The following is a 21560-nucleotide window of genomic DNA, read 5'->3' as shown; positions in this document are numbered from 1 at the left end:
ATGCCATATGGAACGCGCAGTAACTAGAGAAATAATACGTGTTGAAGGTAATCAAATCAAAGAAATAGAAGATACTGTTGTCACAGAATATGCGGTCACAGTGAAGATTAATGAGCAAGAATTCGTGACGATGGTTTGCACACCAGAGTATGTAGAAGATATGGTTATTGGCTATTTGGCTTCTGAACGAATTATTCGCGATTACGAAGATATTGAAGCCATTTGGCACCAAGAAAAAGAAGGTTTTGTGCACGTTAAAACAAAGCGTGTGAATCCTTACTTTCAACAAATTCAAAATAAACGTTACATTACTTCTTGCTGTGGCATGAGCCGCCAAGGGTTTGTTTTTGCTAATGATGCATTAGTAGCTAAAAAAATGGAAGGCATTCATGTGCGTATTACTACAGATGATTGTTTTCGTTTAATGCGCGATATGCAAGATTTGGCCGAAACATTCAAACAAACTGGTGGTGTTCATAATGCAGCGCTATGTGATGCGAATGGCGTTTTATTAAGCCGAATAGATATTGGGCGTCATAATGCCTTAGATAAAATTTATGGTTATTGCCTAAAAAACAAAATTAGCATTCAGGACAAAATTATCGTATTTAGCGGAAGGATTTCATCTGAAATTTTACTTAAAGTATCGAAAATTGGCTGTGAAATTGTGCTGTCTAAATCGGCTCCAACAGAATTAGCATTGCAATTGGCAGAGCAACTCGGTATTACGACGGTAGGCTTTATTCGCCAAAATACACTTAATATTTATACACACAAAGAACGTATTCAATTACCTACAAATAAAATGAAAGGAAGAGATTAACATTACTAGTCTACAAGACCAACTACACAGACCATTAAGAGATTTAAGGATATCCGTAACAGACCGTTGTAATTTTCGTTGTCAATATTGCATGCCTGCAGAAGTATTTGGTCCAGATTACGCTTTTTTACCGTCCGATAAAATATTGAGTTTTGAAGAAATCGAAAGATTAGTAAAGATTTTCGTTTCATTAGGTGTGAAAAAAGTACGCATTACTGGTGGTGAGCCTTTACTACGTCGTGATCTGCCGACATTAATTGAACGTCTACATCGTATAGCTGGAGTGGAGGATATTGCCTTAACGACCAATGGCACATTGTTGAAAAAATATGCCAATGAATTGGCGAGAGCAGGTTTATCACGAGTAGCTATTAGTCTAGATTCTCTAAATGAGGAACGTTTTTTCGAGATGAATGGCCATCGAGGAAAGGTGAAAACTGTATTAGAAGGTATAGAAAAAGCGGCAGAAGCGGGCTTACAAGTGAAGATCAATATGGTCGTTCAAAAAGGAAAAAATGAGCAAGATATCATTTCGATGGCAGAATATTTTAAAGAGAAACAGCATATTCTTCGCTTTATTGAATATATGGATGTCGGTAATTCGAATGGTTGGCGGCTAGATGAAGTTGTGTCAAAGAAAGAAATCATTGACCAAGTCCATCAACTTTCCCCTCTGCATCCTGTTGACCCTAATTATAAAGGGGAAGTGGCTACACGTTATCAATATGAGGATGCTCAAGGTGAAATTGGCGTAATATCATCTGTAACAGATTCGTTTTGCTCCAGTTGTTCACGTGCCCGTATTTCGGCAGAGGGAACATTATATACGTGCTTATTTGCAACAGAAGGTACGAATCTACGAGAATTGTTAAGGTCAGGGGAAGATGATGAAACGATTACCCAATGCATTTCGAATGTTTGGGAAAATAGAAAAGATCGCTATTCCGATGAACGAAATGAACAGACAATGGAAAAAAGGAAACACTCAAAAATTGAAATGTCACATATCGGTGGTTAGACGAAATAGAGTGGTATTAGTTAGTGCTGTTAGTATGGGTGTGAAAAACAGAAAAAAATCGGCAAAATAATGCCGATTTTTTATCTTCATTCAGCAGAAAACTACTGCCCTAGAAGCTGCGATATGGATGCGTATGAGGTTTCTTTTAAGTGGGTGTCCAAGTACCTGCTGAATGAAGATAAAGCCTCCGGCGGATGTCACGGATTTTCAAAGGAATGAATATAAGGATGTTAGCCTAAAACCTTCGCATCCTGCGAAAACGGCTAACTGACCTGCATCCTGCAGGCCTTAGCACAATTCAAAATCCGGACGCAATTACGCCAAGGCGAAATCGATTTGATGTTTATTTATGCACAAAGTCGCCACTTTTTCCGCCCGTTTTTTGAACGAGGTATGTTTCTTTAATCACCATAGATTTGTCGACGGCTTTACACATATCATAAAAAGTCAGAGCAGCAATGGATACAGCAGTTAATGCTTCCATTTCGACACCTGTTTTACCATTACATTTAACTGTAGCTTGAATGTGAAGTTCGTAACCTACTTCTGCTTTTGTATATTCGAATTGTAGATCTGTTCCTTGTAACATAATCGGATGGCACATTGGGATAATATCAGCAGTTTTTTTAGCACCCATAATCCCAGCAATTTGTGCCACTTGCGTAGGGTCGCCTTTTTTAATGCCTCCCTGTTGGATAGCTTGATAGACTTCATCGGATAACGTGATTGTACTACGAGCGATCGCTGTACGGTTTGTGATTGTTTTATCTGAAATGTCGACCATTTTCGGACGACCTTCTTCATTCCAGTGTGTAAAATTACTCATTATTAGACTCCCTTTCAAATGTTTGTAGCCAATCTTGTTGAGAATTGATATTGATAAATGTGGAGCTTTCTTCAAATGGGACATAACATACTTGAAGTTGCTCTAACAAGACTTTCATACTACGCTTGTTTTGTTGGACTAATTGCTGTGCTTTTGGTAAAGCGCTGCGTCGATATAAAGCAGCAAGAGGTTGTAATCTTGAAGCTTGTTCAGGAACAATCGCATCATAACGATCATCGATAAATGTGAGCATAGTTTGGACAAATTCTGCATCAATAAAAGGCATATCACTAGCAATGACGAAAAACCACTCTACTTCCGGGAAACTTGTCATTATATTATGCAAGGCAAACAGAGGACCTTGATGAGGCTGTTTTTCAATAATCCATTGGACATTTTCTTCTACAAACTTTGATTGCAAGCTAGCATTCGTAGCAATAATTAAAGGCTGTAGTTGATTTTTTTGTAAGGCTATGAGACTGTGCTTATACAAAGGTAGACCAGCAAATAATTCAAACATTTTCGGTTGACCATACCGTGAAGATTGGCCGCCAGCTAAGATAACACCAGCCATTTTCATATGCGATTCAACTCACCGACAAAATGTTGAACAGTAGGAAGAATTAGTTTTGTCATGGCAAGTGTCACGGCATTAGTTGAACCTGGTAGTACATAGATAGCCGTTTTATCGCGACTGCCTGCTGTTGCACGACTAAACATGGCTTTTGGGCCAATTTCTGCATAACTTAGTGTTCGAAATAATTCACCAAAGCCCATCATTTCTTTTGCGAAAAGAGGGAGGATCGTGTCGTAAGTTTGGTCTCTCGGTGTAAATCCTGTTCCTCCTGTTACGATAATGGTATTAATGCTTTGATCTTCGCACCATTTGAGTACATGATTTGAGATTTCGAGAGGTTCATCTTTTGACATTTGGTAGTCTACTAATTCAAATGAAGCTTCTTGAAGTAATGATTGAATACGCTGACCACCACAATCATCCGCCTTCGTGCGTGTGTCACTCACTGTTAAAATGGCAGCTCGGATAAGAAGTTCGCTATGTGTGGGATGCAAGGTAAAAGACCTCCATTTATAAAGTTGTTTTTGTTTTTGCTGAAAAACATTGCTTTTATTATAAAGCTATATATTAAAAGGTCAAACTAAAATTCATAGAAAGAAAGGCAAAAACGTTTATGCATAATAGATATTCTAGACAACAATTATTCAGCCCAATCGGAGAGAACGGGCAGCTACTACTAAAAGAAAAGCATGTCCTGATGATAGGAGTGGGTGCTTTAGGTAGTGCTAGCGCTGAGGCGCTTGTAAGGGCAGGCGTCGGAAAGTTGACGATTATTGATCGTGATTATGTAGAGTGGAGTAATTTACAAAGACAACAACTATATACCGAACAAGATGCGCAAGAACAAGTACCGAAAGTAATCGCTGCAAAAAAACGACTACAAAGCATTAACGCAGAGGTAGAAATTAACGAATATATTCTTGATGCGTATACAGAGCAAATAATCCCACTGCTTGCAGATGTAGATATTATGGTGGATGCAACGGACAACTTTGATATTCGTTTTATGATGAACGATCTTGCACAAAAATATCAAATTCCTTGGGTTTATGGTTCTTGTGTTGGCAGTTATGGCGCTACTTATACGATTGTGCCAGGTAAAACACCTTGTTTACATTGTTTGCTAGCAGCGATGCCCAATACAGGGATGACATGCGATACAGTAGGAATTATAAGTCCGACTGTTCAAATCGTAGCAGCTTATCAGGTGGCTGAGGTATTAAAGTTTTTAGTAGGTGATGAAGAAGCATTACGAAAAAGTTATTTAACTTTTGATGTTTGGCAAAATCAACACTATGAAATCAACGTTGAAAAAATTCGTAATCATGATTGTCCATCCTGTGGCAAAAATCCGACCTATCCGTATTTATCATACGAAAATCAAACAAAGTTAAACGTATTATGTGGTCGCGATGCTATTCAAATACGTCCAGTAAAAACGATTCATTATAATTTTGATCAGCTCGCAGTTCAACTTAGTCCCTATGGTGATATTCAGCAAAATCCTTATTTACTATCTTGCCAAGCAGAAGATTATCGACTAGTGATTTTCCAAGATGGACGAGTTGTCATTCACGGTGTACAAGATATACAAAAAGCTAAAACCATTTATTATCGTTTATTCGGATAAAGGAGTGTTGTAAAATGTTGAAAAAAAGAAAACCGATCGCTATTGGAGAAGCTGTTCAACGTGTCATGGAGTTTGCCTTCCAAGAAAAAATAGAAGTCGTTTCACTACAGCAAGCACATGGACGTTTTTTAGCAGAAGATGTTGCTGCGGACCAAGATGTACCAGCGTTTGATCGTTCACCTTATGATGGTTATGCTATTCGCTCGGTCGATAGTCAAAGGGCAAGTTCCGACAATCCCGTAACCTTTAAAGTAGTAGGGGAAATTGGCGCGGGCTATGTATTTGAGGGAGAAGTCGGTGATCGAGAAGCGGTGCGCATCATGACAGGAGCTCCTATTCCGAACGGATGTGATGCAGTCGTTATGCTAGAATTAACGCACACATTTGAAGAAGACAATCAACCTTATATGTCGATTAAACGCTCTTATGAAACAGGAACAAATATTTCCTATAAGGGAGAAGACGTTCAAAAAGGCGCAATTCTTATGGAAAAAGGACAATACATCAATCCAGGTGTTGTCGCATTACTTGCTACTTTTGGTTATGATCAAGTACCTGTTTTTCGAAAACCAATCGTTGGCGTAATTGCAACAGGAAGTGAATTACTAGAACCAAGTGATGCTTTACAGCCAGGAAAAATTCGTAATAGTAATGCCTATATGATAATGGCTCAAATTGAACGTGCTGGAGCAACCGTCAAATATTTTGGTAAGTTTAGCGATGATCTAAATTTATGTATTCAAGCTGTTGAAAAAGCTCTTCAGGAAGTAGATATATTGATTACAACAGGAGGAGTATCAGTAGGTGATTACGATTACTTACCTGCCATTTATGAAGCCATTGACGCACAAGTACTGTTTAATAAAGTGGCGATGCGACCAGGTAGTGTAACAACTGTTGCTGCTCGAAATGGTCAATTATTATTTGGACTTTCAGGTAACCCATCAGCGTGCTATGTTGGTTTTGAATTATTTACACGACCTATTATTCGTACGGCTTTTGGCAATAAGCAACCACATTTACGTAGAGAGCACGCTATTTTAAATGCGGACTTTAAAAAACCGAATCCGTTTACTCGTTTTGTGCGTGCTACTGCTTCTTACGAAAACGGTCAATTAGTTGCAGTTCCCTCTGGTTTTGATAAATCTAGTGCAGTTTCTTCCTTAGCAGAGGCCAATGCTTTTATTGTATTACCAGGTGGATCACGTGGATACGAAAAAGGCATGCAAGTTGTCGTCGTATTGTTAGAAGATTTGCAGGGAAGTGAGTGGCCATGGGACATCATCGAGAAATCTTACAAATCGTAGGCTATCAAAATAGTGGCAAGACAACGTTAATGGAACAGCTCATTACACAAGCCACCACAGAAGGTTTTCGTGTAGGAACAATCAAGCACCATGGACACGGTGGTATCCCTATGATCGAAAGTTCAAAAGATAGTGTTCGTCATGAGAAGGCTGGCGCAAGTGTCACAGCAGTTGAAGGAGAAGGTACTTTGCGCATGAGTATTCACCAAAGTAACTGGCAGCTTGCTGATATACTAGCTATTTATGAAACATTTAATATGGATATCATTTTCATTGAAGGCTATAAAAATGAAGACTATCCGAAGGTTGTTCTTTTGCGCAAGGCGGAAGATAAATCTTTGCTAGAAAAAGTAAGCAATATCATCTGTGTTCTTTATTGGCCTACATATCCACTAAATAAACCGTTAGATTATCCAATTTTTTCGATTCAAGAAGAAGCACAATATATAGAGTTTTTAATGCAGGAAATGAGGAAAAAATCATGACTACAGCATTGTTTGAAATCATTGATAAACCAATTGATGTTGAAGAAGTTAGACAAAAAGTATCAGATCGAAATGCTGGTGCGATCACTGTTTTCATCGGAACAGTACGTGAAATGACGAAAGGCAAGAAAACACTACATTTGGAATATCAGGCTTATCCAGCTATGGCTATTAAAATGTTTGAACAAATATCTAAAGAAATACAAGAACGATGGTCAGAAGCGAAAGTAGCCATTACACATCGTGTTGGCCATTTAGAAATCTCGGATATTGCCGTAGTAATTGCGGTGTCATCACCACATCGTAAAATAGCCTATGAAGCCAATGAATATGCTATTGATCGTATTAAACAAATTGTGCCTATTTGGAAAAAAGAGTATTGGGAAGATGGGACCGAATGGATTGGTGATCAATTAGAAAATGTTCCTTATCCAAAAGGAAATCCATCCATCAGTGAGGAGGAATCTTGTGATTAACATATTACTATTTGCTCACTTACAAGAAAGTATCGGTGAGTCAAAATTATGTGTAGATCTGGCAGACAGAACAATTGGAGAAATTAAAGAATGGATGGAAAAACAATATCCACACATTCATTTACAACATGTTATGACAGCAGTAAATGAGGAATTTGCAACAAATACAACGATTGTAACAAAAGGGGATACAGTCGCGTTTATTCCGCCCATTAGTGGAGGGTAAAAGAAAAGATGTAGTTGGTACAGTTTAGGTACCGACTACATCTTTTATTCTATTTATCTTGAAAAATCCGTTAGTAGGAGAAGAAACCCCGCTAAGTTCACTTTATGCCTTTATGAGATGAACGCTCAGAAGCATAAGGAAGGAAATACCTATCATACAAATCACCCATGACCAAGCGAGTGACATGTTACCTGAGCCAATCGCCATGTAAATAGCAAGCGGCGTCGTTTGCGTTTTGCCTGGAAGGTTTCCTGCAAACATTAAGGTTGCACCAAATTCACCTAAAGCTCGTGTGAAACTTAAAATTCCACCTGAGACAATTGACTTTAAGGCAAGAGGGATAGAAATAAAGAAAAAAACTTGCCATTTGTTAGCACCATCAACAAGTGCAGCGTTCTCAATGTCCCCATCAACAGATTCAAAGCCAGTTTTTGCTGATTGATACATTAAAGGAAATGCCACAACAGTAGAGGCAATGACCGCCGCCCACCATGTGAACATAATGGGTTGATTAAAAAGCCATGTAATCAAGTTACCTAGCACACTGTTTTTACCAAAAATAATAATTAGAAGAAAACCTATTACAGTAGGAGGTAATACTAATGGTAAAAGTAATACTGTTTCTAGAAATAATTTTCCTTTGAAATTACGTTTTGCCATCCATTTACCAAATAGAATACCAGTTACTATCACAATTACTCCTGACACAAGCGCTATTTCGATAGAAAGTTTAAGAGGTGACCAGAAATCCGTACTCATCTATTAATGAGTTTCTTGAAAGCCGTATTTTTTAAATACTTTCATCGCTTGCTCACTTTGTAAATAGTGATAAAAATCTTCCGCTTCTTTTGCATGCTTACTATCTTTAATAACACCTACAGGATAAATAATAGGTGTATGGGTATCTTCTTTAGCTGTAGCAACGACATCGACTTTTTCTGACACAAGGGCATCTGTTTTATAAACCAACCCTGCTTCAACATTTTCAGTTTCTGTATAAGTTAGAACTTGTCGTACGTCTTTTGTATACACTACTTTTGATTCTACATTTTCCCATAGGTTCATGTTTTTCAATGTCTCTATGCCGTACTTGCCAGCAGGAACCGTTTCAGGTGTACCAACAGCAATCTTATCAACTTTTGTTAAGTCTCCAAATGATTGAATATGTTTTTCATTTTTCTTAGGAACGATTAACACTAATTCGTTCGCTAAAAGATCCGTTCCTTGTTTTTTGTCGATTAAATCTTTTTGAACTAGCTCATCAAACTTATCTTCTGCTGCTGAAAAGAACAGATCAACAGGAGCACCTTCTAAAATTTGCTGTTGTAAAGCACCAGAACCACCAAAGTTAAATGTGATTTTAATATTATCGTGCTCATTTTCATAGGCTTTTTGAAGTTCTTCTAATGATTCTTGTAAACTAGCTGCCGCAGAAATGGTTAATTCAATTGGTTCGTTTGTTTTGTTGTTGCTCTCTTGGCTACTACAACCTGCTAAAATGCCTACCAGTAGTAACAATGAAGCTATTAAACTATAATACTTTTTCATTTTGATTATACTCCTTTTATAACTCGTTATAACAAGACATAACTAATTATAATTAGTTATGTCTAAAAAAGAAATACCAAATTGCTAGAAATGCTCAAGATGTTAAAAATATGGTTCATCACCAAAAGTTGTGGATGACTTTTGTAAAACGTATACTAGTAAATAAGTTGATCCTCGTTCCGTCTGGGCGACTCCTTGGGGATTGGCGATACAGGAACGAAGCTAAAACCATCACCTTCTGTGATAACGCCTTCGTGAACGCCCAGTCGGAACGGAAATCAACCACACGTTTTGGTGATGATCCAAAAATATTATAATTACGTTACTATTGTAATCAATAGAAGTATAAGGGGAGATTTTTTACATGTCACATGAACATTCCTATACGATTGAAGAGGTTGCTCAATTATTAAAGGTTTCGAAATTAACGATCTACGATTTAGTGAAAAAGGGGGATTTACCTATTTTTCGTGTAGGTCGTCAAATGCGTGTGGATAGAACCGATTTACAATTATATATCCAAAAGAGCAAGACAGGGGCAACTCCTGCTGCTTCTACAGCCTCGACTACTCCTTCGATAAAAAATAAAAAAATTATTATTAGCGGACAAGATTTAGCTTTAGATTTATTAGGAAAATATATAGAGAAAAAACAATCAAATAAAGTATTGCGCTCGCATGAAGGTAGCTTTAATGGTGTCATGGCGCTGCATAACGGGGATTGTGATATTGCTAGTTTACATTTGTACGATGGTGATACAGGGGAATATAATACACCTTATTTAAAAAAGATTTTTGTAAGTCACTCTTATATTCTTCTCAATCTGATTTCACGCCGAGCAGGCTTTTATGTTCAAAAAGGAAATCCATTGCAAATTCAATCAATAGATGATTTTAAGACTAAATCATTAAAATTGATGAACCGTGAAAAAGGTTCAGGTGCTCGTACTTTCCTAGATGAACAATTACGTATTCATCACATATCTCCATCCTCAATAGATGGGTATAACGAAGAAGAAATGAGCCATATAGATGTAGCCTCTGCTGTCGCAAATGGGTATGCAGACATCGGCATAGGCATTGAAAAAATATCAAAACTCATAGAGGTTGACTTTATACCACTTATTAGAGAACGTTATGATATTGTCTTATTAAAAACACCTGAAAACCAACTGCTGATTGAATCGGTAAAAGAGATTTTAAATTCACCAGAATTCCAATCAGAAGTAGTCGCACTAGGAGATTATGACGTCACTCAAATGGGACAAGTTATATATGAAACGCTTTAACTTCTTTCGGTACTATAAATTAGGGTGTCATTCAGAAGATACAATACATGCAACGTGAAGTAGTTGATGGGAGCGACTCCTTAGGGATTAGCGTGACAGATGAGACCTTAGAGCGAGCAAGTAAAGGAACGAAGGCTAAGACCATCACGTGCTGTGATAACGCCTGCGTGACCAACCTCGTGTCACTGACCGCTTCGCTTTCGGCAAAAAAACATCCTGTCGCTGTTGCCCTAAGCCGCAAATCGTATGCGCTAAACCAGACGGACCTACTAATACAAAGAATGTGCATTTTTCAATATGTGTTAGCTTAATAAAGCTCATTTGTTAAACTTCATTTCAAAGGATAACTAAAATAAAAGTCATTGTAATATATTATATTGAAGATTAATAAGGAATGAATAGGAAAGGAACTTGTGATTCTTTTTGCTTCAAATGGGTTTTCCTTTTTATCTTCTTGCTTAAAATATTAAGTAAATTCAAGGTTCAACTAACGAGTGTATTGATCTAAAAAGGATGAAATATACCTCGTAGTTGAACTTATTTTTGTAACGAAGCGGGTAAGTAAAGAAACTAAATTTTAGAAAATCTACATTTGCACTAGACAAATATGATTTTTTCTTATATATTAAGTATAATAAAATCGTTTTCAAGAGAACAATAAATTCACATATTACAAAGAGTAATCGTGTTTTGTTTGATGCTTTTTGTAATATGTGGATTTTTTCTTTTGAACTAAAATGATTTTACTTAAATACAATTAATGGAGGTCATGCAAAATGGCACAAGGTACAGTAAAATGGTTTAACTCAGAAAAAGGTTTTGGATTCATCGAAGTAGAAGGTGGAAATGACGTTTTCGCTCACTTCTCAGCTATCCAAGGTGACGGCTTCAAAACTCTTGAAGAAGGTCAAAAAGTAGAATTCTCAGTAGAAGAAGGCCAACGCGGACCTCAAGCTACAAACATCGTAAAACTTTAATTTTAATGATGTAACCATAAAAAGGCATCCTTTCAGTAGGATGCCTTTTTTTTATGCAAAAAAAGAAGTGTTGTAATGGAAAAAAGATTGGTTAAAAATAAGTATAAAAATTGGTTCATCATCAAAAGTTGTGGATGACTTTTGTTAAAACGTCTACTATGTAAATAGTTGATTGGAGTGGAGACTGGGCGACTCCTCGGGGATCAGCGATAGAGGAACGAAGGCTAAAAGCATCACATCATGTGATAACGTCTTCGTGACCAACAGCGTGTTGGCCCGAGACCCTGCAGCGCAGCGGATGTTTTCTGTGCGAAAGCGAAGCGTCAGCTACAAATGTTTTGACTGTGCGAAAGCGTAGCGACAGCAACACCAAAAGCGGCTCATCGGACGCCCCAGGAAGCTCTGCTCTGCGCGAAAGCGAAGCGGCAGCAACAAAGCGCCCAGTAGGAACGGAAATCAACCACTCGTTTTGGTTATAATCCGTAAAATTGAAATTTGATACAAGTTTGATCGTCTACATAGTAAGAAGCATAAACTTTGAAGCGTAGGGGGATATATATGAGTAAGAAAAATTTGATAATTATGATAGTAGCATTTATTGTGGAAGTTTTAATTACGTATTTTATTGCTTCATTTTTCTCCGTAAGAATGATCGAGGTAATGTTTTTCACTGGTATAGTCTTCGCTGGGGGCACTTTTTACTTTTCAAGTAGTGGGGGAGTTATATCTAGATTATTTGCATCTCAAGTTAGTGGGCAAACAGGCATACTTTTGAAAAGAGAACGTTTCACTTATAAATTAGGTCCGATATTTACTGCTTCAATTATATTCTTTTTAATTGGATTGGTATTCTTTATCTTATTGGTTTGGGGAATAATCCCTCCTAGCCAAGCTTAAATAATGGTGGATCAACAAAACTATTTACTCTATACACCTATAGAGAATTGCTGTAGACAAAGTTACAGTAACTTTGTCTACAGACCCCCTATCATAAAATTAATCGCTGAGCATTGCTTTTAATGTTCGTTTTTGCCAGCCTAGCTTGAAGTATGCGTATTGTAATACAAAATGTACACAGAAGGCAGCAGGGTAAGCAATCCAAACGCCATTTAGCTCGAATGTAGTGTAGTGCGATAAAACAAACGCCAATGGTACCTCGACTACCCAAATGGCGATGACTAGGAAAATTGTAGGCCATAAGACAACACCCGTAGCTCGCATTGTAGCTGAAACGGTTTGTGTATGGCCAAAAATTAAATAACTCCAAAACGCGATATATAAATAATCCTTGGCGATAAGTACCGTGTCCTGTTTATCAATAAAGAAAGATAAAATAGGCTCCGCAAATAAATACATGATTAAAATAATCGCGCCACCTAAAATATAGTTAACGAGCACACCAAATTGGCGAATTTTTTTTATCATATCCGTAGAGTTTGCCCCTAAAGCTTGCGCCACAAATACTGAGGTCGCAATAGCAATACTCATCGCCGGCACCTGTGCATAGCTAGCGACCTGATTGACAACACCGTAAGCAGCAGTAGCATCGGAGCCGTAAACATTAACAAAGCCTATTACAGCAATTTCTGCTACAGAGATTGCAACCATACTAATGCTTGCCGGAATGGCTAATTTTAATAATGAAGCTAAAATATCCTTCTTTAATTTAAAATGCTGTAGAATCGATTTGTCTAAGCGTAAAATATGCTTTGTTTTATGCAAGTAGGCAAATAATAATAACATCGTCACTAGATTGGATAAAACAGAGGCATAAGCAGCGCCGTTCAAACCAAATTTAGGCAGACCTAGCCAGCCGAAAACTAATGGTGGTAGGAAGGCGATATTTAAAATAACACTTATGACTAAAAATAAAAAAGGTGTTTTGGAATCACCTACACCACGCATAAAGGTTGTGTACACCAAATACCAGAACATAATTGGTAATGTGAAAAATAAGATTTGAGCATAGCTTATACTCATATCTAAAATATTTGCGGGTGTTTGCATAAAGCGTAAAATCCACTCAATAAAAAAGCCACCAAAAATTGCGACAACAATCGATAAAATCGTTGTAAAGGCTAAAGTTACCCCTACAACCTCCTTCATCTTCTCATGATTGCCAGCCCCATACGTTTGCCCTACTAAAATCGAGCTTCCTGAGCCAATCCCAATAGCAAATGCCATTAAAAAGAAGAAGAATGGAAAAAATGCTGAAATTGCGGCTAGCGCATCAACACCTAAATTGCGCCCAACTATAAACATGCCAAAGACTTGCCCTAGTGACTGCAGCACATTCGCTAGCATAACTGGGATTAAAAAGTTAAAAAAAGCTTTTTGCAGTTTCTTATCATCATGTAAAATTTGTTGGTTCATTTTTATCCCCTCTTGGGTTTTAATAACCCATTTCCTTTAAAATATGTGATAGCGTGCGCAGGCGTTCGCCAATTAGTTCACCATCCGCACTTAAAGCTTGATTAAAGAGCTTAATATCCTCATCAATTTGTTCATTTTCCGTACATACTTCCACTGTCATTGCATCCCCTTGTAAGCCAATACGTTTAATAACAGGGTTTTCTTCATCATATAAATGATCGTAGCGATAAGCTTCCTTAAAATGAAGCTGAGATTCACATACTAATATAGCAAGGTCAAGCACACGATGAAGTGGTAATTCTTCCGATTGACGTGACCATTTACCACCTGTATGACGCCACACTTTAGCCGAAATATCAACCTTGCCTCTGTCATTCCATTGAGCTAAGCCAAGTGACAGCCCTTGCGCATCTGTATGATAAGCAGTGCGCCCATCAATATTGGCATAATTTTCAGCAACAATAACAGGTTTATGCTTTAAATGAGTAGGTATTTTCATCAATTACATCCTCCTTTGTTAGTTCAATTTTTAGTAATTTAGTAAATTACTGCATTAGTAAATATAACATTGGACAAATCCGGAGGTCAATCTTTATGTGGAAAATTTTTCGTATAATGGGTCCGACGAACAAATTAGTTGAAATGTTATATTGTAACACTGCATTGATTAAAGGGGATAGTTACTACAATTTATAGAGAGTAGACTGAATTCGTTAAATTGGTTAAAATGGTAATTGGTTTATATAATGGAAATCAAATAGGCATTATACTTTGAATATCGGAAAAACGAATGAAAGAGGGTAATAGAATGAGAATCCAACCTACAAATAATAATTACATAAATACGATTAAAAAAGGTGAAAATAATAGACTATCTCCAGATTTATTTTTAGATAAAAATAAAGAGGCAAAAGTGAAATATGAAATTATAAGAGAAGGTGGTTATATTCGTCATTATATAACAAAATTAAATGGTGAAAGAGTAATGATTAAAGAAACAAAATTACCAAAGGGACAAGATACAAATCAAAGCACAGGCGGGATGACCGACGTTTTGTTGGATAGCCTAATCAATCAATTTACAAAAACTTTAGATCACCAAAAATCTGATGAATTATTAAAAAACGGAATAGCAGGTCAGAAAGCCAAAGAAAAATTAATGTTAGCTTATCGAAATTCAATCTAGGTACGTTTTAAGAGAAAACGATAATTAAAAAGGGTTATGTAGGTGATTGTTTGTGCAGGTTAAAAAGCGTTTAGGTTATTATATATCTGCTTTGTTAGTCGTATTACTTGTAGGAATTGTTGTGAAAAATGTATTCATAAAAGAAACAACAGTCAATCCGATAGTAGAAAATGAAGATGGAACAAAACAGCTTGTTTTTGATGCAAAATTAACACGATTAGACGAATCAACAACAACATTTAAAGAATACAATGGAAAGGTCCTAATCGTTAACTTTTGGGCATCTTGGTGTGGACCATGCCAAGAAGAGGCTTCTGAATTTAGGGATTTTTATAACAATAAAGCAGAAAATGTTGAGCTGTTAGCGATCAATGCAACTTCTAATGATAGTAGTGAAAATGCCATGAAATTTCAAGAAACATACAATTTGAATTTCCCTATATTTCTTGATATAGACGGTAAGCTTCAAAAATCATTTGAAATAATGGCTTATCCAACAACTTTTATATTTGATTCTAAAGGTATATTGAAATACTCGATAAAAGGAGAGCTTAATCAAAAAGAATTAAATAAATATATTGATACACTCTACTAAACTGTAAACACTGTTCCTTTACGATGGGAGCACTTTTCTGTTGGTGTCACTTTTAAGAAAAGAGGGGGATTTTTATGTATCAGCGTTTAAATGATTTTTTTAAGTCTTGGGCGTTCGAAGCAAATTGTACACAGGGGTTATTAAATAATCTAACTGATGAATCTCTTAAACAGGAAATAACGTCTGAAAATTGGACTTTAGGACGTATTGCTTGGCATACTGTTACTGCAATTCGAATCATTACTTCAAATACAAGTTTACCATTTGATGCTCCATCTAAAGATTATCCTGTTCCCACTTCAGCACAATTTATTGCAGATAGCTATTCCCAAACTAATACTGCATTTGTGAAAGCAGTAAAAACAAATTGGACTGATCAAACCCTTCACGAGGACATCAATTTTTTCGGTCAAGAAATGCGAATTGGTACATTGTTAATGTTCTTGATTCAACATCAGAATCATCATCGGGGACAAATGACGGTTCTTATGCGACAGGCGGGATTAACTGTCCCAGGCATTTATGGGCCAGCTAAAGAGGAGTGGGCAAATTTCGGTATGGAAGCTCCAAAAATGTAAAATTAATTAGGACGATGATAGTGTGAAAATAGCTGTATTATCAGATATTCATGGACATAAAGATGCATTAACAGCAGTGTTATATAAAATAAAGAAGTATCGATAAGATATATAATTTAGGTGACACTCTTTACGGACCGTTATTCCCGTTAGAAACATATGAAATGATAAAGAGTACAAATATTAAAAGTGTAAGTGGGAATTGTGATCGGATATTGTTGGAGTCTTCATCGGAAAATCCAACCGTGCAATATGTAATAAACGTGCTCTCAGAAGAACATAAAAGTTGGTTAATTAACCTGCCATTGTCGATTCAGACAGATGATTTTTACTTTTGTCATGCTTCACCTGAAAATGATGAGCTATATATGTTGAATGAAATAACGCCAAATGGTGTTACTTTAAAACAGACAGAGGAAATAATGAAATTAGTAAAAGATATCCCACAAAATATTATTTTTTGTGGTCACTCCCATTTTCCAACGATTGTTTATTTACCTAATAACAAAATCATTATTAATCCAGGCAGTGTCGGTTTGCCTGCTTATGAAGAAGTTGAACCGTTCTATTATAAGATTGAATCCGGTACACCATTTGCGAATTATACAGTCGTAGAAAAGCGGAATGGTGAATGGATGATTGAGCAGTTAAGCATCCCTTATGATACTAAGGTAGCTATTAAACAAAGTGAAGTTCAAAATAGGTCTGATTGGGCCAGAGCATTAAAATGTGGAAGAGTTTAAGGTGGTATTTTAATTTCTCTCAGCGGGTGTCCAAACATTCGCTGAGAGAAGCTAAAGCCTCCGAGGCAATTATGCCAAATTAATAGGATAATAAAGTAAAAGGACTTGTTGATAAATCATACAAACAAGTCCTTTATTGTATCATTTTAAATATTGACGTGAGCTTTGCTCCTTCGCTGTAATTACTTTTAGTAGGTCCTTCTTTTGGATAAATAAAATAACAGAGGCTTGAACTGTCATTGCTAAGACGAGCAGAATGAAGTGAGAATTGTGACTGAAATTTAATGAAAGAAAATAAAATATTGGTGCAGATGATAAGTATGAAATATATTGGTTTTTAGTTACTAAATAAATTATGGTTGAAATACATGTAGTTACTAAAAGGAGTTCAAGTAAAATCTCGATGGAAGCACTATCAATAGTATTAAGTAATTCGTTTATATAGGACATATTACAAACGCCCCTCCTTAATCTTTTTAGTAAATTGTAACATATTAGGTAATAGTTTGAAAGAAATGGTTCTGTTTGAGATCCTCATTGTGGAAATATTTTTTTTAACAATAAAAAGAGGCTTTCCTATAAATATTTGGAAAGCCACAAGTTTATCATTATAGTTCTTCCTGAAAATAAATTTTGTAAAATTTGCGATTTGTAGATTCATCGTAGCCTACTTCAATTAGTTCTTCCACTTGCTCGATATCCTGTACATTTACCTGGATTTCAATATTAGAATCGAGTTTAATTTTCCGTTTATATTTTTTTTCAGCCTTTTCAAGCGCACTTTCAGAAATTACGGTTTCATATGGTTTTACCGAATTTATAATAATATCTTTTTGTGTTGGTTCAGCATTATCAAATACTGTTTCAATATAATTATTTACTTGAAATTCATCTTCATTTCTAAAGTAATCAAGCGTTTTGTTTAAAAGCCCAAGTTTCTCGGTATTTGTAAAGCTCTCTTCTTTTAAAATATATTTTTTGCATTCTGTTAACGCTAAATTCGTTTTGTAATAATGTTCATCAGCTGCTTTAATCTTTAAAAATCGTTCTTGCCAGTAGACAATATCTTCTTTCCTTTTTGTTTTCATAAAGACAGCAGGTGCCTCATCCGTTCCCATATCTACGATAATGGCCATGTTATTAATTTTCTTTACATTAATTCCATCAACACCATTGACGACCATTTTGTTGTGATCGTTTTTTACATCTAAAAACATTTCCTTTTCATCAATTTTAACGATGGCGATTATTTTTTTAGCTTCTGTAGCTAGAAAACAATTGTCAAATAATCCAATAAACAATTCGCCACTTTTAATGTTAGGATGTTGAGATACACTATGTAAGTGTTTAGCAATGTTGATTGATTGTTCTAAGAAACTAGTCTCCTGATCAAATATTGCCCTCACATATGTGTAAACCTCGTTTAAGGCAATGTCTGTTTCATGAAAAAATTCGAATTGCTGCTCTAAATCGATTTTGCTAAACGCTAGCTGTATAAAAGCTGCCTCTAGCATGACCTCTGGCTGTGATAATGATTCCTCACCTAACACGAGTGTATCGTCAATAAAATGTAAAATATATTGTAATAACTTACTTTCACTTACTTCAAGCATGTTTTCCACCTTCTAAAATTTCATTGTAGATAATATACCATATCATATCCCTCGCAACATTTTCATGTATTTTATTTTTACGAATAATAAAATAAAAAAGAGCATTGAATACATGCATTTAAGAGATTTGTTGATACATCTGTTATAAGGAGAGACTATGGGTTCTTTATTAAATAGGGGAAACTCCTTTGAAATCACAAGTGCATAACCTTAAATTGATATTGATGGTAGCGGAAGTATACTAGGATTAAATGGAACTATGCATGAAGAAATCTACAAAGCGAAGAGGTCTTGATATGCTTTATAACATTAAACCAATAGCTGTAGTGAGCAATAGTCGAACAATGATTGAAGACGACAATTGGGGTGGCGTCATGTCTACTATTGAATTGACAAAAGATATGTATGAATCATCTTTAAAGGGGATTGATGATTTTTCTCATTTAGAAATAATTTTTTATTTTGACAAAGTGGCAGCTGAAAAAATTCAATATGAAGCGAGACATCCAAGAAATAATACGGACTATCCGGAAGTCGGTATTTTTGCACAGAGAGGTGAAAATAGACCTAATAAAATAGGCGTAACAGTTGTAGAATTACTAGAATTAAAAGATAGAACATTAATCGTTAAAGGCTTAGATGCTATTGATGGAACACCAATCATTGATATAAAACCTGTAATGAAAGAATTTTTACCGAAAGGTGAAATAAAACAGCCATGTTGGGCAACTGATTTAATGAAGAATTATTGGGACTAGTATATATTGAAACCGAGAGACTAGTAATTCGTCCATATGCTTTCACTGATTTGGATGAGTTATATGCAGTCGTTTCTGAGCCTAGTTTTTACTAATTTATCCCAGAGGACGTGCCGAGCCGCGATGATGTTCAGCGAGTAATAGAGTGGTCCATTCAATGTAACTTAAAAAACAGGCCAACTAAAATACATAAGCTTAATCTAGCTATTGTAGAGAAGCAGAGTCAAAAATTAATTGGTTATTGCGGGCTTGGCCCCGAAGATGCAAAAGACACAGAAGTCGAAATTTATTACGGTATTTCTGAAGCTTATAGAGGGCGAGGAATAACAGCTGAAGCAACAAAAGCTTTGATGAATTATGCATTTTATAAGATTGGTTTGCCAAAAATTATTGCTGTTGTTCATCCTGAAAACATGGCATCTTTACGAATTGTAGATAAACTGGGAATGAGCTATGAATATACGTATAACAATCTTAATTCGGAATTGAAGGATTTTGAAGGACTGCTTCATTATTCTATAGATGCTAAAGCATATCAATGAAGTAAATGAATATGTAAAGCTTAAATTCTTCCTCGAGGATAAGTCTTAGATGAGATCCTGGATCGGATGAAGCGAGTTAGGGGAACGGAGGCTAAATGCATTACGTATTTTGATAACGCCTTTTGTTGATGCTGCTGCTTCGCATTCGCGCATAAACCCTTTTGCGGTCGCTTCGCTTTTCGGACAAACGACGCCCTGTGGAAGGCGCTCAGTCGGAACGGATATTTACCCCTCGTCCACGTTAAATTCATTAAGATAATAGCTTTTCAATAACATGGGACTTCTACTTAAATGAGTAGAAGTCTTTGTTTGTTATTGAACAAAATACATACGTCCATTCTCATATCCCCTTATGCATTTAAAACAGAATAGTCCTATTTTTCTGATTTTTAAGACCGTCTTAAGGTTACGATTAAATAGCTATAAGGTTATTACGTTATTCTTTCTTTAAATGAATGGAAAGGGGAAACATGATGGGATTGAAACGGGTTTCGTTCGTTGATAGTCTTCGTGGATTTAGTTTGCTTGGGATTTTACTTGCTAATTTAGTAATTTTTCAATATGGCATGCATGGAGCCTTAAAAAATTTATCATCACAAAGTGCAGGGGATTTTGTGAGGGTATTTATTGGTGGATCTTTTATGCCTATTTTTACACTGTTATTTGGATTTTCTTTTATAAAGCTAATTGAATCTGTACGCGAAAAAGGGATGAAGAGTCGATGGATTATACTTCGACGGAGCATGGGACTCATTTTATTAGGCTGGCTGCATACTACATTTATATGGGAAGGTGACATACTCTTATATTACGGTTGTATGATTCTGTTTTTGTTACCATTCATTAATCGAAAAGCAAAAACAATTATCATATGGGCTAGTATTTTCTTTGTATTTTCAGTCGCAATTATAATGAATATTAACTTAAATCTCCCAGCAAATCAGCAGGATATCAATGCATATATTGAAAAAGCAGATACCATTTATGCACATGATAGTTATTTAGATGTCGTTAATTTTCGTCTAAATAGGCTAATGCCTGAACAAGAAACATCTATCCTATTATTTGTAGCGCCATTATTTTATGCACCGTTGTTTTTACTTGGTATGGCGCTTGCAAAAATGCGGGCATTTGTAAATATAGAGCGGGAACAAAAGTGGTATAAGCTAGGTATGATACTTGTACCTATAGGGATACTATGTAAATATTTGAGTTTAAAAGAAGGAGATTTGTCAACTATGCTTCAGATGAGTGGGGCACAAGTTTTAGCGTTAGGCTATGTATGTGTAGCCGCCTTACTCTATAAGAAATGGCGTACGTCGTCTATTATTCATGCCTTTGAATGTGTTGGTAAGCTGTCTTTAACTAATTATTTAATGCAATCTATTATTTGTACAACTGTATTTTTTGGCTATGGTTTTGGGTTGTTCGGAAAATTAGGTGTCTTGAATGGGATGTTATTTGGATTAGGCATTTATTGTGTGCAGTGCATTGGCAGCGTCTTATATTTTAAAAAATTCAAGCGTGGCCCATTTGAGCAGGCTTTACGGATATGGACGAATTGGTCGATTGATGGTCGATTAAAGCGAAAAGAACAGAGTATTAATAGTGATTGAATAATTTTACAACAAAGGGGATGAGAGAAATCCCCTTTGTAACAGCAGCCCTCGAATATGGTTCTAGTGAATAAGAGTAAATACTATATGTCCTGGTAGTGAATAACGAATTTGACGAAGGGAATAGAGATGAATCCAGAGGAAAACGAACCATGCGAAGTCTCGTATCGCCAGAAGAGATTGCAAATGTGTTAGGTTTCTTAATTTCAACGGATACTTGATGGTGGATTAACTTCTTAAAAATCATGAAATTTTAATGATCAAAGGATGAAATGAATGGAAAACCGTATTGATCAAAAACTAAGAGAGACCTCTCACTAATGCCACCTATAGAATTAGACAATTTGGAGGCTACTTGGAGGATTAGTAGCAACT

At 36.1% G+C, this 21560-nt stretch carries 26 protein-coding genes; 17 read left to right on the top strand and 9 right to left on the bottom strand.

Annotation, left to right across the window (positions count from 1 at the left end):
• Positions 1-7 precede the first annotated feature (7 nt).
• Together fdhD and moaA are read left to right on the top strand one after the other, a co-directional pair.
• A complete protein-coding gene (gene fdhD / locus C7Y47_RS12440) occupies positions 8-823 on the top strand; it encodes a formate dehydrogenase accessory sulfurtransferase FdhD (RefSeq protein WP_142509069.1) in 816 nt (271 codons plus the stop codon).
• Between the two features lies 1 nt (position 824).
• Positions 825-1841 (top strand): GTP 3',8-cyclase MoaA, encoded by a 1017-nt coding sequence (gene moaA / locus C7Y47_RS12435; RefSeq protein ID WP_142509068.1) that lies wholly within the window; start codon positions 825-827, stop codon positions 1839-1841.
• A gap of 343 nt (positions 1842-2184) precedes the next feature.
• Here moaA and moaC read toward each other — a convergent pair whose 3' ends face one another.
• Genes moaC through C7Y47_RS12420 form a run of 3 tightly spaced genes read right to left on the bottom strand, consistent with a single transcriptional unit; the run spans position 2185 to position 3738 of the window.
• On the bottom strand, positions 2185-2667 hold the full coding sequence (gene moaC / locus C7Y47_RS12430; protein WP_142509067.1) for a cyclic pyranopterin monophosphate synthase MoaC: 483 nt from the start codon (positions 2665-2667) through the stop codon (positions 2185-2187).
• Positions 2660-3247, bottom strand: a complete 588-nt coding sequence (locus tag C7Y47_RS12425; protein WP_142509066.1) for a molybdenum cofactor guanylyltransferase — start codon at positions 3245-3247, stop codon at positions 2660-2662. The genes moaC and C7Y47_RS12425 overlap by 8 nt, the downstream gene beginning before the upstream one ends.
• Positions 3244-3738, bottom strand: coding sequence for a MogA/MoaB family molybdenum cofactor biosynthesis protein (locus C7Y47_RS12420; RefSeq protein ID WP_142509065.1), 495 nt, complete (start codon positions 3736-3738; stop codon positions 3244-3246). The genes C7Y47_RS12425 and C7Y47_RS12420 overlap by 4 nt, the downstream gene beginning before the upstream one ends.
• A gap of 119 nt (positions 3739-3857) precedes the next feature.
• On the opposite strand from C7Y47_RS12420, the gene C7Y47_RS12415 reads away from it, so the two are divergent.
• From C7Y47_RS12415 to moaD, 5 genes are read left to right on the top strand one after another with little or no spacing between them, the layout of a single operon-like run.
• The gene (locus C7Y47_RS12415; RefSeq protein WP_142509064.1) at positions 3858-4874 is read left to right on the top strand and encodes a thiazole biosynthesis adenylyltransferase ThiF; all 1017 of its coding nucleotides are present in this window, start codon (positions 3858-3860) and stop codon (positions 4872-4874) included.
• 17 nt (positions 4875-4891) lie between these two features.
• Positions 4892-6181, top strand: coding sequence for a molybdopterin molybdotransferase MoeA (locus C7Y47_RS12410; protein WP_305067655.1), 1290 nt, complete (start codon positions 4892-4894; stop codon positions 6179-6181).
• Positions 6142-6666, top strand: coding sequence for a molybdopterin-guanine dinucleotide biosynthesis protein B (mobB, locus tag C7Y47_RS12405; protein ID WP_185903474.1), 525 nt, complete (start codon positions 6142-6144; stop codon positions 6664-6666). The genes C7Y47_RS12410 and mobB overlap by 40 nt, the downstream gene beginning before the upstream one ends.
• Entirely contained in the window at positions 6663-7142 is a 480-nt protein-coding gene (locus C7Y47_RS12400; protein ID WP_142509061.1) for a molybdenum cofactor biosynthesis protein MoaE, read from the top strand. Before mobB ends, C7Y47_RS12400 begins: the two co-directional genes overlap by 4 nt.
• Entirely contained in the window at positions 7135-7368 is a 234-nt protein-coding gene (moaD, locus tag C7Y47_RS12395) for a molybdopterin converting factor subunit 1 (protein WP_142509060.1), read from the top strand. Before C7Y47_RS12400 ends, moaD begins: the two co-directional genes overlap by 8 nt.
• Positions 7369-7470: 102 nt before the next feature.
• Here moaD and modB read toward each other — a convergent pair whose 3' ends face one another.
• The gene (gene modB, locus C7Y47_RS12390) at positions 7471-8127 is read right to left on the bottom strand and encodes a molybdate ABC transporter permease subunit (RefSeq protein ID WP_142509059.1); all 657 of its coding nucleotides are present in this window, start codon (positions 8125-8127) and stop codon (positions 7471-7473) included.
• 3 nt (positions 8128-8130) lie between these two features.
• Entirely contained in the window at positions 8131-8916 is a 786-nt protein-coding gene (gene modA / locus C7Y47_RS12385; protein WP_142509058.1) for a molybdate ABC transporter substrate-binding protein, read from the bottom strand.
• Positions 8917-9280: 364 nt separating this feature from the next.
• Here modA and C7Y47_RS12380 point away from each other — a divergent pair, with 364 nt between their 5' ends.
• From C7Y47_RS12380 to C7Y47_RS12370, 3 genes are all read left to right on the top strand, one after another.
• Positions 9281-10204 (top strand): helix-turn-helix transcriptional regulator, encoded by a 924-nt coding sequence (locus C7Y47_RS12380; protein ID WP_142509057.1) that lies wholly within the window; start codon positions 9281-9283, stop codon positions 10202-10204.
• Positions 10205-10980: 776 nt separating this feature from the next.
• Entirely contained in the window at positions 10981-11181 is a 201-nt protein-coding gene (locus C7Y47_RS12375; RefSeq protein ID WP_049667605.1) for a cold-shock protein, read from the top strand.
• 558 nt (positions 11182-11739) lie between these two features.
• On the top strand, positions 11740-12078 hold the full coding sequence (locus C7Y47_RS12370; RefSeq protein ID WP_142509056.1) for a hypothetical protein: 339 nt from the start codon (positions 11740-11742) through the stop codon (positions 12076-12078).
• A 99-nt stretch (positions 12079-12177) separates the two neighbouring features.
• Here the strand turns inward: C7Y47_RS12370 and C7Y47_RS12365 are convergent, their stop codons facing one another.
• Entirely contained in the window at positions 12178-13554 is a 1377-nt protein-coding gene (locus tag C7Y47_RS12365) for an MATE family efflux transporter (protein WP_142509055.1), read from the bottom strand.
• Between the two features lie 19 nt (positions 13555-13573).
• Positions 13574-14053, bottom strand: coding sequence for a DUF6530 family protein (locus C7Y47_RS12360; RefSeq protein ID WP_142509054.1), 480 nt, complete (start codon positions 14051-14053; stop codon positions 13574-13576).
• Positions 14054-14362: 309 nt separating this feature from the next.
• On the opposite strand from C7Y47_RS12360, the gene C7Y47_RS12355 reads away from it, so the two are divergent.
• The 4 genes from C7Y47_RS12355 (at position 14363) to C7Y47_RS12340 (ending at position 16656) form a co-directional block, all read left to right on the top strand.
• Positions 14363-14740: a hypothetical protein gene (locus tag C7Y47_RS12355; protein ID WP_142509053.1), complete on the top strand. Its 378-nt coding sequence runs from the start codon at positions 14363-14365 to the stop codon at positions 14738-14740.
• A gap of 52 nt (positions 14741-14792) precedes the next feature.
• The gene (locus tag C7Y47_RS12350; protein WP_142509052.1) at positions 14793-15335 is read left to right on the top strand and encodes a TlpA family protein disulfide reductase; all 543 of its coding nucleotides are present in this window, start codon (positions 14793-14795) and stop codon (positions 15333-15335) included.
• A gap of 74 nt (positions 15336-15409) precedes the next feature.
• On the top strand, positions 15410-15913 hold the full coding sequence (locus C7Y47_RS12345; RefSeq protein ID WP_142509051.1) for a DinB family protein: 504 nt from the start codon (positions 15410-15412) through the stop codon (positions 15911-15913).
• 98 nt (positions 15914-16011) lie between these two features.
• Positions 16012-16656 carry a metallophosphoesterase family protein gene (locus C7Y47_RS12340; protein WP_366151272.1) on the top strand — a complete coding sequence of 215 codons (645 nt, stop codon included), beginning with the start codon at positions 16012-16014 and terminating at the stop codon, positions 16654-16656.
• Between the two features lie 141 nt (positions 16657-16797).
• On the opposite strand, the gene C7Y47_RS12335 is transcribed toward C7Y47_RS12340, so the two are convergent.
• Positions 16798-17106 (bottom strand): hypothetical protein, encoded by a 309-nt coding sequence (locus tag C7Y47_RS12335; protein WP_142509050.1) that lies wholly within the window; start codon positions 17104-17106, stop codon positions 16798-16800.
• A gap of 158 nt (positions 17107-17264) precedes the next feature.
• Positions 17265-18269: a nucleoid-associated protein gene (locus C7Y47_RS12330; protein ID WP_142509049.1), complete on the bottom strand. Its 1005-nt coding sequence runs from the start codon at positions 18267-18269 to the stop codon at positions 17265-17267.
• A gap of 296 nt (positions 18270-18565) precedes the next feature.
• Here C7Y47_RS12330 and tsaA point away from each other — a divergent pair, with 296 nt between their 5' ends.
• From tsaA to C7Y47_RS12315, 3 genes are all read left to right on the top strand, one after another.
• Positions 18566-19027 (top strand): tRNA (N6-threonylcarbamoyladenosine(37)-N6)-methyltransferase TrmO, encoded by a 462-nt coding sequence (gene tsaA / locus C7Y47_RS12325; RefSeq protein WP_142509093.1) that lies wholly within the window; start codon positions 18566-18568, stop codon positions 19025-19027.
• Between the two features lie 110 nt (positions 19028-19137).
• Positions 19138-19569, top strand: coding sequence for a GNAT family N-acetyltransferase (locus tag C7Y47_RS12320; RefSeq protein WP_185903473.1), 432 nt, complete (start codon positions 19138-19140; stop codon positions 19567-19569).
• A 473-nt stretch (positions 19570-20042) separates the two neighbouring features.
• Positions 20043-21185, top strand: coding sequence for a DUF418 domain-containing protein (locus C7Y47_RS12315; RefSeq protein ID WP_142509047.1), 1143 nt, complete (start codon positions 20043-20045; stop codon positions 21183-21185).
• Positions 21186-21560: the final 375 nt, after the last annotated feature.

Origin of the sequence: Lysinibacillus sphaericus, assembly GCF_006864135.1 — a bacterium.
GTDB lineage: Bacteria > Bacillota > Bacilli > Bacillales_A > Planococcaceae > Lysinibacillus.
This window is presented reverse-complemented; position numbering and strand designations above follow the sequence as displayed.

Excerpts from the sequence above, each read along its gene's own strand:
- C7Y47_RS12415 (WP_142509064.1), top strand. The coding sequence starts at position 3,858 with ATGCATAATAGATATTCTAGACAACAATTATTCAGCCCAATCGGAGAG.
- C7Y47_RS12425 (WP_142509066.1), bottom strand. The coding sequence starts at position 3,247 with ATGAAAATGGCTGGTGTTATCTTAGCTGGCGGCCAATCTTCACGGTAT.
- C7Y47_RS12345 (WP_142509051.1), top strand. The coding sequence starts at position 15,410 with ATGTATCAGCGTTTAAATGATTTTTTTAAGTCTTGGGCGTTCGAAGCA.
- C7Y47_RS12380 (WP_142509057.1), top strand. The coding sequence starts at position 9,281 with ATGTCACATGAACATTCCTATACGATTGAAGAGGTTGCTCAATTATTA.
- C7Y47_RS12335 (WP_142509050.1), bottom strand. The coding sequence starts at position 17,106 with ATGTCCTATATAAACGAATTACTTAATACTATTGATAGTGCTTCCATC.
- C7Y47_RS12370 (WP_142509056.1), top strand. The coding sequence starts at position 11,740 with ATGAGTAAGAAAAATTTGATAATTATGATAGTAGCATTTATTGTGGAA.
- C7Y47_RS12375 (WP_049667605.1), top strand. The coding sequence starts at position 10,981 with ATGGCACAAGGTACAGTAAAATGGTTTAACTCAGAAAAAGGTTTTGGA.
- fdhD (WP_142509069.1), top strand. The coding sequence starts at position 8 with ATGGAACGCGCAGTAACTAGAGAAATAATACGTGTTGAAGGTAATCAA.
- moaC (WP_142509067.1), bottom strand. The coding sequence starts at position 2,667 with ATGAGTAATTTTACACACTGGAATGAAGAAGGTCGTCCGAAAATGGTC.
- C7Y47_RS12330 (WP_142509049.1), bottom strand. The coding sequence starts at position 18,269 with ATGCTTGAAGTAAGTGAAAGTAAGTTATTACAATATATTTTACATTTT.
- modA (WP_142509058.1), bottom strand. The coding sequence starts at position 8,916 with ATGAAAAAGTATTATAGTTTAATAGCTTCATTGTTACTACTGGTAGGC.
- modB (WP_142509059.1), bottom strand. The coding sequence starts at position 8,127 with ATGAGTACGGATTTCTGGTCACCTCTTAAACTTTCTATCGAAATAGCG.
- C7Y47_RS12355 (WP_142509053.1), top strand. The coding sequence starts at position 14,363 with ATGAGAATCCAACCTACAAATAATAATTACATAAATACGATTAAAAAA.
- C7Y47_RS12315 (WP_142509047.1), top strand. The coding sequence starts at position 20,043 with ATGGGATTGAAACGGGTTTCGTTCGTTGATAGTCTTCGTGGATTTAGT.
- C7Y47_RS12400 (WP_142509061.1), top strand. The coding sequence starts at position 6,663 with ATGACTACAGCATTGTTTGAAATCATTGATAAACCAATTGATGTTGAA.
- C7Y47_RS12360 (WP_142509054.1), bottom strand. The coding sequence starts at position 14,053 with ATGAAAATACCTACTCATTTAAAGCATAAACCTGTTATTGTTGCTGAA.
- tsaA (WP_142509093.1), top strand. The coding sequence starts at position 18,566 with ATGCTTTATAACATTAAACCAATAGCTGTAGTGAGCAATAGTCGAACA.
- C7Y47_RS12365 (WP_142509055.1), bottom strand. The coding sequence starts at position 13,554 with ATGAACCAACAAATTTTACATGATGATAAGAAACTGCAAAAAGCTTTT.